Here is an 11,883-nt window from a genome sequence, read left to right on the forward strand (position 1 = left end):
TGTAGGCATGACATGATGGGAACATGTGTTCGAATTGCAGTGCGGCCGGATCGGGTGGTCGACGGTGAGCGAGGATGCCTGGTCGGCGGTCCGGCGCTTGCCGCGCCCGCGCCCGGTGCTGGTCGATCCCAAGCGGATCTGGCTGCTGCCGAACCGGCCGGGACCCCAGCGCCCGTCGCTGGGCGTCGCGTCGAACAGCCTGGATCCGCGGTTCCAGGAGCCGTGGGTGCAGGCGACCCAGTACGGCTGGGTCCGGCTGCATCTCGGGCACTACGTCGCGTGGTACGCCGAGGTCGCGGTCGACTACCGGACCCGCAACAAGCTCACCGAGACCACACTGCGGCACTGGGTGCCGTGGGATGCGGTGCGATTGCCCTCGGCGGGCAAGAGCTCGTGACGCTCAGCGTAACGACGCCGGGCTACGCCCCAGCATCCGCTGCGCCGTTCTGGTCAGGTGGGCCTGGTCGGCGAAGGCGGCGTGCGCGGCGACCTCGCTGATCCGGCGGTGTGGCAATGCGGCGATCGCGATCCGCAACCGCCGCCACTGCCGAACTCGGACGAGGGGGACACCGATCGTTTCGCGCGCCAAGGTCCGCAGCCGAGGCGCGGAGAGTCCGGCTTCCGCGGTGGCGGCGCCGAGACTCGTCCGGTGGCAGCGCCGCAGGACGTGCGCCAGGCGTGGATCGAGCGCGGGCGCTGGTCCGAACGCGTCGGCGACCTCGGCGTGGGCCGCCGCCAGATCCCAGTCCTCGGTGAGAGCGTCGAGAATCCGGGGTTCCAGTAGTTTCGGCGCAAAAAACAACACATATGGCTTGACCAGCAGCGATGGTGTGTTTTCGGGTTTGGGCTGCGGGTAGGTGTGGTTGGTGCTTGGCTGATGTGCTGATGAGTGTGGTTGGCGTGGTGGAGGTTCGGGTTCGTGGCGACGCGGGTGTTCGCGGATGGGGAGCTGGCGAGTCTGCGGGAGTTCCCAGAGATCAGCCGGGAGGAGTTGTTCCGGTTCTTCACTCTCGCTCCGGGTGATCTGGCGTTCGTGGATCCGGGACGGGGCCGGGGGCCGGAGGATCGCCTCGGGATAGCGGTGGCGTTGTGCTCTCTGCCGTGGCTGGGGTTCGTGCCGGACAAGGTGTCCGCAGCGCCGCCGGTAGTGGTGGCCCGGCTGGCGGATCAGCTGAAAGTTGATGCGAGCCAGATCCGTTCGTACGGTAAGCGGGCACGGACCCGCACCGAGCATCTGCGGCTGGTGGCGCGCTATCTGGGCTGGCATGCCCCGGGGTCGATGGAGTTGAAGGAACTGGACGAGTTCCTGCTGGCGCGGGCGCTCGAGCACGATTCGCCGACGTTGCTGTTCCGGTTGGCGTGTGAGTATCTGATCTCGGCGAAGGTGATCCGGCCGGGCCCGGAAACGGTGGCCCGCCGGGTTGCGCACGCCCGCACCCAGGCGCAGACCGAAACCTATGACCGGTTGGCGCACGAATTCACCCCCGAGCGGTGCGCGGAGCTGGATGCGCTGTTGACCATCGATCCCTCGACCGGGGTGTCGCGGATTCGGTGGCTGACCACCGGTGCGGTGGAGGCCTCCGCGTCGGCGGTGAAGACCGAGGTCGACAAGCTCGGGTTCCTGCGCAACCTGGGGGCGGACCGTTTGGACATGTCGGTGCTGCCGGCGGAGCGGCGTCGTTTCCTGGCCACGATGGGCCGCCGCCTGACCGGGCAGGCCCTCGAACGTCGTGATCCGCAGCGCCGGTATCCGATCCTGTTGACGCTGCTGGCGCAGTCGGGCACCGACGTGCTCGACGAGGTGGTGGCGTTGTTCGATCAGGCGATCTCGGCGAAGCTGAGCCAGGCCGAGAACAGGATGAAAGACGCGCTGGCCGAACGCGGCAAGTCCGGAGAGGCCCGTCAGGCGCTGCTGGATGATCTGCTGGCGATCATCACTGATCCGGTGATCGCCGATGAGGATGTCGGCGGTCTGATCCGGGGCGAGAAGATCGGGTGGGACCGGTTGCGGGCGGCGCTGGCCCAGGCCAAGCCCCGCTTGCCGCGTGATCACGGTCAGCTGGCGGCCCTGGATTCCTCTTACAGCTATATGCGGCAGTTCACCCCGGTGGTGCTGTCGGCGGTGACGTTCGCTGGTGGCACCGCGGCGACGGAGTTGCTGATCGCGGTGGCGATGCTGCGGGAGCTGAACGCGACCGGCCGGCGCAAGGTCTTCGAGGAGGCTCCGGCCGGGTTCGTTCCGGCGAAGTGGCGCGGTTACCTCGAGGAGGCCCGCAAGACCGGCAACACCACCGCCTACCGGCACTATTGGGAGCTGTGCGTGCTGCTCGGGTTACGTGACGGGCTGCGCAGCGGCGATGTGTATGTGCCGGGGTCGCGTCGCTACGCCGATCCGGCGTCGTATCTGCTCACGCCCGAGCAGTGGGCGCCGCAGCGGGCCGAGTTCTGCCGTCTGGTCGGCAAATCCGCCGACCCGGATCGTTCCGTGGCCGCGATGACGAAGGAGTGGGGTGAGGCGATCGGCGAGCTGGAGAAAGTCCTCGCCGAAGGTGACGGGCCGGTGCGGTTGGACGAGGACGGCGACCTGGTGATCTCGCCGTTGACCGCGGAGGACATTCCGACCGAAGCGGTCGCGCTCAAGGCCGAGCTGACCGAGATGCTGCCGTTCGCGCCGATCGTGTCGCTGCTGATCGAGCTGGACAAACGCACCGGCTACCTGGACTGTTTCACCCACGCCACCGGCAAGCAGGCCCGTAGCCCCGAGCTGAAACGCAACTTGATCGCGGTGCTGCTGGCTCGTGCGACCAATCTGGGCCTGACGAGTATGGCCGAGGCCACGGGCATCTCCTACGACATGCTGGCCTGGACCGAGGAATGGTATGTGCGGGAAGAGACGCTGCGGGCGGCGAACCTGGCGATCATCGACTACCACCAGCGACTGCCGTTGACCCCGTTGTTCGGCAGCGGCACCCTCTCCTCCTCGGACGGGCAGCGGTTCCCGACCCGCGGCAAGTCGCTGACCTCGCGAACGATGACGAAATTCTTTGCCGACGAAGGACTTTCGACCTACACCCACGTCACCGATCAGCACGCCAGCTACGGCACCAAGATAATTGTCGCCACCCGCCGCGAGGCGCATTACGTGCTCGACGAGATCCTGGGCAACGCGACCGATGTGCCGATCACCGAGCATGCGACCGATACTCATGGCGTCACGCTGATCAATTTTGCGTTGTTCGATCTGCTCGGGTTGCGGCTCTCGCCCCGGATCCGGGACCTGGGCAAGATCACCCTGTACCGGCCTGGTCCCCGCTCGGATGTCGAAGCGCGGTTCCCGCACGCCGGACCGCTTTTGACCCGGCGGCTGAACCTCCTTCTGCCCGGCCGCCCCGAACAACCCGCACCCGCCGATATCGACGAACCACGCCCGATTCGAATCGAGATGCCGGGCAAGATCGCCCGCCACCTGACCGGCCATACCGCCGACCTCGGCGAGACCGAGCGCCACGCCCTGCAGCAGGGCCGGGAAGTACGACGCGGACAGGGCTACAGCCTGCACCTCACCGCGCCGCCGCACGTTCACCGGGCGCTGCTGGCCGCCGCCGAAACAGTCGGTGAGAGCACGTCGGCCGCCGACCGCAAGGCATACCGGATCTACCGGGACCGACTGCACAACGCGACCACATGATGAGCAGGAGCTGGCGTCTCACGTCGTCGGGAGGTGGGCCACTCGGTCGGCGCCAACGCGGGCGATCCGTTCGCGGCCCCACGCTCCCAGTGGTGCCAGCGCGGTATTGAGCGCTTTTCCGTGTTCGGTCAGCGAGTACTCCACCCGCGGCGGCACCTCGGGAAAGACCACCCTGTGCACGATGTCGTCTTCCTCGAGTTCGCGTAGTTGCTGGATGAGCATCTTTTCCGACACTCCGGCAAGACCCCGGCGCAACTCGCCGAAGCGGCGCACGCCATGGGTGTCGAGTTCCCACAAGATCAGCGACTTCCACTTGCCGCCGACCACATCCATGGCTGCGTCGATGCCACAGAAGTACGGTCCGGATCTCTTACTGCTCATACGCGTCAGCCTCACTACCTGGATACACACTCAAGGGTAAGTACTGAACAATTTAGTCAGTACTTGGGATATTGGGAAATAGCCTTCAAAATCGGGAGTTGCACGCTGCGACATCTACCGAGAACCTCAGGAAGGCGAATCGCCGATGACGGATAACCTGCACAGCCGAGCCACTCTTCTCGGTCTGGGTGCCATGGGCCGCGCACTCGCAAGAACGCTGATACACGGCGGACTGACGACCACCGTGTGGAACCGCACCCCCGGCAAGGACGGTGAGCTGATCGCCGCAGGCGCGGTCAGCGCCGACAGCGCCGAAGCAGCGGTGGACGCCGCCGATCTGACGATCGTGTGCCTGTTCGACTACACGTCGGTGCGCACCACCCTGGATCCGATCGCCGGTCGGCTGCGTGGGCGGTCGGTGCTCAACCTGACCAGCACCACGCCCAACGAGGCGAGGGAACTGGCCAGATGGGCAGCTGAGCACGGCATCGCCTACCTCGATGGCGGCATCATGGCCACTCCAGACATGATCGCGCGTACCGGGTCGGTGCTGCTGTACAGCGGCTCCCGCGAGGTCTACGACACCGAGCGAACGACACTCGAATTGTTCGGCAGCGCCGAGTATTTGGGCACCGACGCGGGAATGGCCTCGCTCCACGACTTCGCCCTGTTGGCGGGAATGTACGCGATGTTCGCCGGATTCTTCCACGGTGCGGCCATGATGCGGACCGCAGGCGTACCGGCCACGGATTTCGTCGCATCAGCGGTGTCATGGCTGACCGCCATGACCCAGGCCCTCCCGCGCCATGCTCAGATCATCGATGGCGGCGACTACTCCCAGGGCGTTCAAACACTCGAGTTCAACAAGGCGGCACTGCACGCGATCGAGCGGGCCAGCGGCGACGCCGGGATTCGCACCGACATCATCGCGACCATCAGAGCCCTCGTCGACCGGCAGATCGCCGAGGGACATGTCGGCGAGGCGTTCCAACGGATCATCGAGGGCCTGGTGGCATAGCGGGGTCGATGCCCAGCAGCAGGCTCAACCCCGGTCATCCAAGTGCAGATGACTTCGGACATCCACGCAAACGACTTCGGATATCGACACGCGCCTTCCCACCCGAAGACGAATAACCCCACACCGAACAAACAACGGGAGCCCCGGCCACACACCGGGGCTCCCGCATATCCGACCGATGCCCGAAGGGGACAGACACCGGCCTCAACGATCAGATCCGGCCACCGGCCACCACCGGCCACCGACAACACACCATCGCTGCTGGTCAAGCCATATGTGTTGTTTTTTGCGCCGAAACTACCGGAACCCCAATCCGCCGGGCCCGTGGCGCACGCACCGCGGTGCACCGGATTCCCGGTGGCAGACACCAGGATTCGAGCAGAATCGTGACGAAACCGGAGGTCGTGGCGCAGGTGTGACTCGTCTGCGGCGGCACCAGGAACCCGTCCTCGGCCGCCCCGTCCACGATCGCGTGCCCGTGACCTCGGCGGCCGAGAACGGAGAGGAGAGCCGAGCTGGACTCCGATCCCGGTGCTACGTCGTGGTGCACAACCCGAACTGGCCCAGCGAATCCCGGCCTCGAACCGAGAGCCACCGGCCGAGGAGTCTCTTCGCCGGGCCGCGCGCTCCACCGTCGATCGAACGGCCCGCCCACGGCGATACCGCGCGGGGTCGGCTCAGACGCGCAGGCCGGTGAACGGTGCGATCGGAATATTGCGCAGTACCAGCCAGCCGAGCACCAGCGCTAGAACGATGTGCGGCGCATTCCGGTACTGGTACCAGCGCACCGAGGCACGGCCGCGGACGCGGTCGCGTGTCCAGAAAACGAACGTGCCGATCAGCGCGATCGCCGCGAGCAGACCGAGGGCGTTGTAGTGCAGTGCGGCCGGAAGATCGCCGTGCAGCAGCGAATACAGCATGCGGGAACTGCCGCAGCCCGGGCAGTTGATGCCGAGCAGGGCTTTCGACGGGCAGACCGGAATGACGCCGCCCGGCGTGGTGGGATCGGCCCACAGCACGGCGGCGCAGACCAGCGCACCCGCACCGGCGACCGCGACGGGCGCGGCCAGCCGGTGCGGGACGGAGACGGGGGTGCTCACACCCCGGAGGCTCCGATGAGCGCGATGTTGGCGACCAGGGCGATCACGAAGGCGATCACGCCGCACACCGCGGAGATCATCGTCCACTTCTTGGCGTCCTCGGCCGCGCGGTAGGCCTCGGCGGCCTGACCCTGCGCCCACAGGCTGTTGACGTTGGCCGCCTTCATGATCGCGACGATGCCGAACGGAAGGCAGCAGAACACCGTGGCGAGGATCGCCCACACCATGTTGTTCTCCGGCGGCGTCCCGGGGCTGTAGCCGGGACCGCCGTATCCGGGGGCGGCGGGGTAGCCCGGGGCCGCGGGATAGCCGCCCGCGGCCGGATATCCCGGAGCCGCAGGGTAACCGGGCGCGGCAGGGTAGCCCGGCGCCGCGGGATACCCCGGCGCACCCGGGTATCCGGGCTGCTGCGCGTAGGGATCACTCGCCGGCTGCGGCTGCTGCTGCGCGTACGGGTCGGACTGCTTGTACGGGTCGAAGCCGGGCTGGGGCGGGGGGTACGTCATCAATTCCTCACTTGTCGTCGACGCTCGGCGAGCGCGGGTATGGATTTCGGTGGAACTCCAAGTGCGCGCGCCCCCCGAACGACCCTGACAGTCTGCTGACCAGGTCTCCGGCAGTGTAGTGGGTCGCAGCTACCCTCTCTTGTCGGCCGTCCGCCACGTCCTTCCCACCGAGACAGCGTGTTTCCGGCAGGCGAGCAACGGATTCGCCTCACGCTGATCGCGACCGGCCGCCCGCGCGATCGCGCACGCCAGACCGCGCCGCCCGCGGACTCGCGGCGCGGGGGCGAAGCGCCACACCGGTGACGAGTGGTAGGAAAGGGACGTGTCCGTTAACGGCGAAGACTCCGGTCCGAACAGCAGATCTCGTGCGGTGGACGAGGTCGTCGAGTTGGTCAGCCGACTGATCAGATTCGACACCTCGAACACGGGCGACCTGGCCACCACGAAGGGTGAGCGGGAATGCGCCCAGTGGGTGGCCGACCAACTGCACCAGGTCGGATACACCACCGAATACGTGGAATCCGGTGCGCCGTGTCGCGGCAACGTCTTCGCGCGACTGAAAGGCGCCGATCCCAACCGGGGCGCGCTGCTGATGCACGGGCACCTGGACGTGGTGCCCGCCGAGGCGTCGGACTGGAGCGTGCACCCGTTCTCCGGCGCGGTGCGCGACGGCTACGTGTGGGGCCGCGGCGCCGTCGACATGAAGGACATGGTCGGCATGATGCTGGCGGTGGCGCGCCAGTTCAAGATCGAGGGCACGGTGCCGCCCCGCGACATCGTCTTCGCGTTCCTCGCCGACGAGGAGAACGGCGGCAAGTGGGGCTCGCACTGGTTGGTCGACAACCGCCCCGACCTGTTCCACGGGGTTACCGAAGCGGTAGGGGAGGTCGGCGGTTTCTCGCTGACGGTGCCGCGCCGCGACGGCGGTGAACGCAGGCTCTACCTGGTGGAGACGGCCGAGAAGGGGCTGGGCTGGATGCGCTTGCGCGCCAAGGCCCGTGCCGGGCACGGCTCGTTCCTGCACGAGGACAACGCCGTCACCATCCTGGCCGACGCGGTGGCGCGGCTGGGCAAACACACCTTCCCGCTGGTGCTTTCGGATTCGGTGGCCAAATTCCTTGCCGCGGTGTCGGAGGAGACCGGCATCCCCTTCGACCCGGAGAGCCCGGACATCGAAGGGCAGCTGGCCAAGCTCGGCACCATCTCCCGCATCATCGGCGCCACACTGCGCGACACCGCCAATCCCACCATGCTGCAAGCCGGTTACAAGGCCAACGTCATTCCGCAGACCGCGGAGGCGGTGGTCGACTGCCGGGTGGTGCCCGGCCGCCAGGCCGCCTTCGAACGCGAGGTGGACGAGCTGATCGGCCCCGACGTCGAACGCGAGTGGATCACCAAGCTCGACTCCTACGAGACGACCTTCGACGGGCACCTGGTCGACGCCATGAACGACGCGATCCTGGCCAACGACCCGCTGGGTCGCACGGTGCCCTACATGCTCTCCGCCGGCACGGACGCGAAAGCCTTCGCCCGCTTGGGAATTCGCTGCTTCGGTTTCGCACCGCTGCGACTGCCGCCGGAACTGGACTTCAGCGCCCTGTTCCACGGCGTGGACGAACGTGTTCCGGTGGACGCCCTCGAATTCGGTACGCGGGTGCTGGAACACTTCCTGTTGCACAGCTGACCCCCTTCAACGGCTCCGAAAGAGGAACGATGACCTACGACCCGTACGACGTACTCCCGCAAGTACCCGGCTTCACCCTCACCTCCGAGGACGTCACCGGCGGCAGCCCGCTCGGCAACGATCAGGTCAGCGGCGTGTTCGGCGCCGGAGGCAAGGACGTCTCGCCGCAGCTGTCCTGGTCCGGATTCCCCGCCGAGACCAAGAGTTTCGCGGTGACCGTCTACGACCCGGACGCCCCGACCGCCTCCGGCTTCTGGCACTGGGCCGTCGCCGACATCCCGGTGTCGGTCACCTCGCTGCCCAGCGGCGCGGGCAGCGAGGGCGGTTCGCTGCCCGCGGGCGCCGTCACCCTGCGCAACGACGGCGGCTTCGCCGGATTCGTCGGCGCCGCACCGCCGCCCGGCCACGGCCCACACCGCTACTTCGTCGTGGTGCACGCGGTGGACGTGGAGAGCCTGGGCATCCCGCCCGAGGCGACACCGGCCTTCCTCGGCTTCAACCTGTTCTCCCACACGCTGGCCCGCGCTACCCTGATCGGCACCTACGAGCAGTAGACCGGCAAGAGCGAAGTAGACGAACTTTCCGTACGACTGCGCGCCGAAAGACAACTGCTCCCCGGAAGTCAGGACTCGATTTCTCAGTCCAACTCCCGGGGAGCAGTTCACTTTTCGCTCACGGCGACCATCGTCTCAGCGCGACTCAGGATGCGTTGACGACCGTCTCGGGCAGCGGGTCGGCATACAGCGTGACGATCTCCTCGGCGTACTTCGCGGCGATCGGGTTGCGCTTGAGCTTCATGGTCGGGGTCAGCTCGTCGCCGCCCGGCTCCCACGGCTTGCCGACGATCGTGAAGCGCTTGATCTGTTCGACGCGCGACAGCTTGCGGTTACCGTTCTGCACGGCGGCGAGCACTTCGTCGACGATCTCCTTGCGGGTGGCCAGCGCGGTGAGATCCTCGTCGGGAGCGCCGATCTCCTTGGCGCGGATCGCGGCCGTGTCGGGGTCGAGCACGATCAGCGCGGAGATGTAGGGCTTGGCCTCGCCGATCGCCACCACCTGGCCGACCAGCGAGGACGACGCCTTCACCGCGTTCTCGATGTTGGTGGGCGAGATGTTCTTGCCCGCTTCGTTGATGATGAGCTCTTTCTTGCGGTCCACGATCCGCACGTAGCCGTCGGCGTCGATGGTCGCCACGTCGCCGGTGGACAGCCAGCCGTCGGAATCGAGCGCCTCCTTGGTCTTGTCGGGCTGCTTGCGGTAACCCGGCGTGATGATCGGGCCGCGCACCAGCAGCTCGCCGTCCTCGCCGAGGCGCAGCTCCAGCCCGTCCACCGCCCGGCCGACCGAGCCGGGCCGCGGCTTGTCCAGCTCCGTGTAGGTGGCCACGCCGCTGGTCTCCGACATGCCCCACACCTCGGTGACGGTGAAGCCGAGGCCGAGGAAGTACTCGAGGGTCTCCGGCGGGATGGCGGCCGCGCCGGAGGCGGCGACCTTGAGATTGTCCAGACCGAGTGCGTGGCGCAGCTTCGACAGCACGAGCGCGTCGGCGATCTTGTGCTGCAGCCCGAGCACCGGACCGCGTCCCTTGCCCGCGAGATCGGCGCGCGCGGCGGCGACGCCGGTGCCGATGGCCCAGGCCGCGAGGGACTTCTTGACCGGGCTCGGCTCGGTGGCCAGCTTGCCGTCGATGCCCGCCTTGATCTTCTGCCACACCCGGGGGACACCGAAGAAGACGGTCGGGCGGGCGTCGGGCAGCGCCGCGGCGATCTCGCGCGGATCCGGAACACAGGTGATGAGGATGCCGGTGAGCAGGCTGATGGCATGCCCGGAGATGCGGTCCGCGACATGCGCGGCGGGCAGGTAGGAGATCGCGCGGTCGTCGTAGCCGACCCGCAGCGGGCCGGAGACCAGGGCCATGATCTGGGCGACCACGTTGCGGTGGGTGATCTCCACGCCCTTGGACGGGCCGGTGGTGCCCGAGGTGTAGATCAGGGTGGCCAGATCGCCGGGCTCGACGGCCTGCCAGGCGGCGGCGAAATCGAAGTCGGCGGCCGGGTTGGCCTCCACCTCGTCCAGGCTGATCGTGCCGGTGGCCGGGCCGTCCACCACGATCGTGTGCGCGAGCTCGACGCCCGCGCCCGCGATCACGTCGAGGAACGCGCGTTCGGTGATCACCACTTTGTTCTCGGCATTGCCGAACAGGTGGGTGATCTGTTCGGGGGAGCTGGTGTTGTAGATCGAGAACGGCGTCGCGCCCAAATGCAGTGCGGCCGTGTCGACGAGGTTGAATTCGGGCCGGTTGGTGAGCATGATCCCGACGGAGTCACCGCGGCCGACGCCGAGCGCCGCGAGTCCGGCCGCGATCGTTTCGACCCGCTTGCCGTACTCCTGCCAGGTGATCTCCGTCGTGCCGCCGACCGTGCGGAGTGCGACCGCGTCTGGCCGCAGCTTGATGGTCTCCTGGAACGCCTCGGGAACGGTGTAGACCGTCTTGCCTGATTCGTGCGCGAAACCGATTTCTGTAGTGCTCATTTTCCCTGTTCCCGGTGATCCTGTCGGCGAACCGACCCGATGCGCTCGGCGCCAACCGCTGACGCAATGCGCCAGACTCTATGTCAACTTCTCGCCGAAGGCGCGTCAACGAGTGGCGCGGCTCACTCATGGTAGCCAGACCGGACCGAAAGTGACGGCCTTTACAGCGCGAGCAGCCGACGCCACCAGCATCCCGGCGTGAACCACCGCGCCGAGAACCGCCAGACCGAACAGCCCAGCGCGGACCAGGACTCGTCGTCGGCCGGGATCGTGTGCCCGCGCCGACGCCGTTTGGCGTCCAGGTACCGGCGGGCGCGCTCGCTGCGCGGCCGAGTCACCAACGGCACGACGGTGACCGCGATGCCGAGGTCGGTCAGGGCCCGGACCTTGTCCGGGTTGTTCGTCAGCAGGCGCACCGACCGCAGACCGAGGTCGAGCAGTGCGCGGGCCGCGTGTTCGTAGGAACGCGTGTCGGCGCAGAGCCCGAGCCGTTCGTAGCTGTCGAAGGTGTCCAGGCCGAACACCTCGCTGGTCCGCAATCCCCGTGCCTTGTCGACCAATCCGGCGCCGCGACCCTCCTGTTCGAGGTAGACCAGCACCCCGCACCCGGCGTCCTGGATCATGTCCATCGACAGGTCGAGCTCGGGCCCGCAATCACAGTCGTCGGAGCGCAGGGCATCGCCGTACAGGCAGCGCGAGTGGATGCGCACCAGGCAGGCATCGATGATCGGGCCGAAAACGAGGGCGTGCCCGCCGTTCCCGGCACCAGGGATCTCCAGCACTCGCACGCGGAGGTCACGCCCCTTGCGAGTCAGACGATGCCCGGTCTCACGGAGATCGGATGCCGCTTGGTCCATGCCCCTCCGATGCCATGCCCCTCTGATGCACAGTGCAGCGGTCGGCGAGCTGCGGAATCCCCAGTCGCACAATCCATCTATGGTAGCCGGAGGCCGGGCATCACAGCAGTGGCTAGA

The 11,883-nt window shown here is 67.5% G+C and carries 10 protein-coding genes and 1 pseudogene; 5 read left to right on the forward strand and 6 right to left on the reverse strand.

All coding sequences use genetic code 11. The features are described from left to right. Window positions 1-25 precede the first annotated feature (25 nt). Window positions 26-397, forward strand: coding sequence for a hypothetical protein (locus NL1_RS14670; RefSeq protein WP_067839489.1), 372 nt, complete (start codon window positions 26-28; stop codon window positions 395-397). Between the two features lie 3 nt (window positions 398-400). On the opposite strand, the gene NL1_RS39470 is transcribed toward NL1_RS14670, so the two are convergent. Beyond that, complete coding sequence (locus NL1_RS39470; protein WP_245673268.1) at window positions 401-802, reverse strand: helix-turn-helix domain-containing protein; 402 nt, start codon at window positions 800-802, stop codon at window positions 401-403. 117 nt (window positions 803-919) lie between these two features. On the opposite strand from NL1_RS39470, the pseudogene NL1_RS14680 reads away from it, so the two are divergent. After that, window positions 920-3,373: pseudogene (locus NL1_RS14680) on the forward strand (Tn3 family transposase); the annotation flags it as partial. A gap of 333 nt (window positions 3,374-3,706) precedes the next feature. On the opposite strand, the gene NL1_RS14685 reads toward NL1_RS14680, so the two are convergent. Next, window positions 3,707-4,069 (reverse strand): winged helix-turn-helix transcriptional regulator, encoded by a 363-nt coding sequence (locus NL1_RS14685; protein WP_067839495.1) that lies wholly within the window; start codon window positions 4,067-4,069, stop codon window positions 3,707-3,709. Window positions 4,070-4,214: 145 nt separating this feature from the next. Between NL1_RS14685 and NL1_RS14690 the strand changes: the two genes are divergently transcribed. After that, window positions 4,215-5,087, forward strand: a complete 873-nt coding sequence (locus NL1_RS14690; protein WP_084510589.1) for an NAD(P)-dependent oxidoreductase — start codon at window positions 4,215-4,217, stop codon at window positions 5,085-5,087. Between the two features lie 677 nt (window positions 5,088-5,764). Here the strand turns inward: NL1_RS14690 and NL1_RS14695 are convergent. Next, the gene (locus NL1_RS14695) at window positions 5,765-6,187 is read right to left on the reverse strand and encodes a DUF2752 domain-containing protein (protein ID WP_067839500.1); all 423 of its coding nucleotides are present in this window, start codon (window positions 6,185-6,187) and stop codon (window positions 5,765-5,767) included. Further along, complete coding sequence (locus tag NL1_RS14700) at window positions 6,184-6,693, reverse strand: CD225/dispanin family protein (protein ID WP_084510590.1); 510 nt, start codon at window positions 6,691-6,693, stop codon at window positions 6,184-6,186. The genes NL1_RS14695 and NL1_RS14700 overlap by 4 nt, the downstream gene beginning before the upstream one ends. Before the next feature lie 322 nt (window positions 6,694-7,015). On the opposite strand from NL1_RS14700, the gene NL1_RS14705 reads away from it, so the two are divergent. Together NL1_RS14705 and NL1_RS14710 are read left to right on the forward strand one after the other, a co-directional pair. Further along, on the forward strand, window positions 7,016-8,377 hold the full coding sequence (locus NL1_RS14705; RefSeq protein WP_084510591.1) for a M20/M25/M40 family metallo-hydrolase: 1,362 nt from the start codon (window positions 7,016-7,018) through the stop codon (window positions 8,375-8,377). Window positions 8,378-8,406: 29 nt separating this feature from the next. Next, window positions 8,407-8,931 (forward strand): YbhB/YbcL family Raf kinase inhibitor-like protein, encoded by a 525-nt coding sequence (locus NL1_RS14710; protein WP_067839506.1) that lies wholly within the window; start codon window positions 8,407-8,409, stop codon window positions 8,929-8,931. A 145-nt stretch (window positions 8,932-9,076) separates the two neighbouring features. Here NL1_RS14710 and NL1_RS14715 read toward each other — a convergent pair whose 3' ends face one another. Together NL1_RS14715 and NL1_RS14720 are read right to left on the reverse strand one after the other, a co-directional pair. Next, on the reverse strand, window positions 9,077-10,909 hold the full coding sequence (locus tag NL1_RS14715) for an AMP-dependent synthetase/ligase (protein ID WP_067839509.1): 1,833 nt from the start codon (window positions 10,907-10,909) through the stop codon (window positions 9,077-9,079). A gap of 161 nt (window positions 10,910-11,070) precedes the next feature. After that, window positions 11,071-11,766 (reverse strand): GTP cyclohydrolase II, encoded by a 696-nt coding sequence (locus tag NL1_RS14720; RefSeq protein ID WP_067839511.1) that lies wholly within the window; start codon window positions 11,764-11,766, stop codon window positions 11,071-11,073. Window positions 11,767-11,883 lie beyond the last annotated feature (117 nt).

This window comes from Nocardia lijiangensis NBRC 108240, assembly GCF_001613045.1.
In the GTDB taxonomy this organism is placed as follows: Bacteria; Actinomycetota; Actinomycetes; order Mycobacteriales; family Mycobacteriaceae; genus Nocardia; species Nocardia lijiangensis.

Bases quoted from the DNA above. Each gene is read 5' to 3' on its own strand.
- NL1_RS14685 (WP_067839495.1), bottom strand. From the start codon at position 4,069: ATGAGCAGTAAGAGATCCGGACCGTACTTCTGTGGCATCGACGCAGCC.
- NL1_RS14690 (WP_084510589.1), top strand. From the start codon at position 4,215: ATGACGGATAACCTGCACAGCCGAGCCACTCTTCTCGGTCTGGGTGCC.
- NL1_RS14700 (WP_084510590.1), bottom strand. From the start codon at position 6,693: ATGACGTACCCCCCGCCCCAGCCCGGCTTCGACCCGTACAAGCAGTCC.
- NL1_RS14710 (WP_067839506.1), top strand. From the start codon at position 8,407: ATGACCTACGACCCGTACGACGTACTCCCGCAAGTACCCGGCTTCACC.
- NL1_RS14715 (WP_067839509.1), bottom strand. From the start codon at position 10,909: ATGAGCACTACAGAAATCGGTTTCGCGCACGAATCAGGCAAGACGGTC.
- NL1_RS14720 (WP_067839511.1), bottom strand. From the start codon at position 11,766: ATGGACCAAGCGGCATCCGATCTCCGTGAGACCGGGCATCGTCTGACT.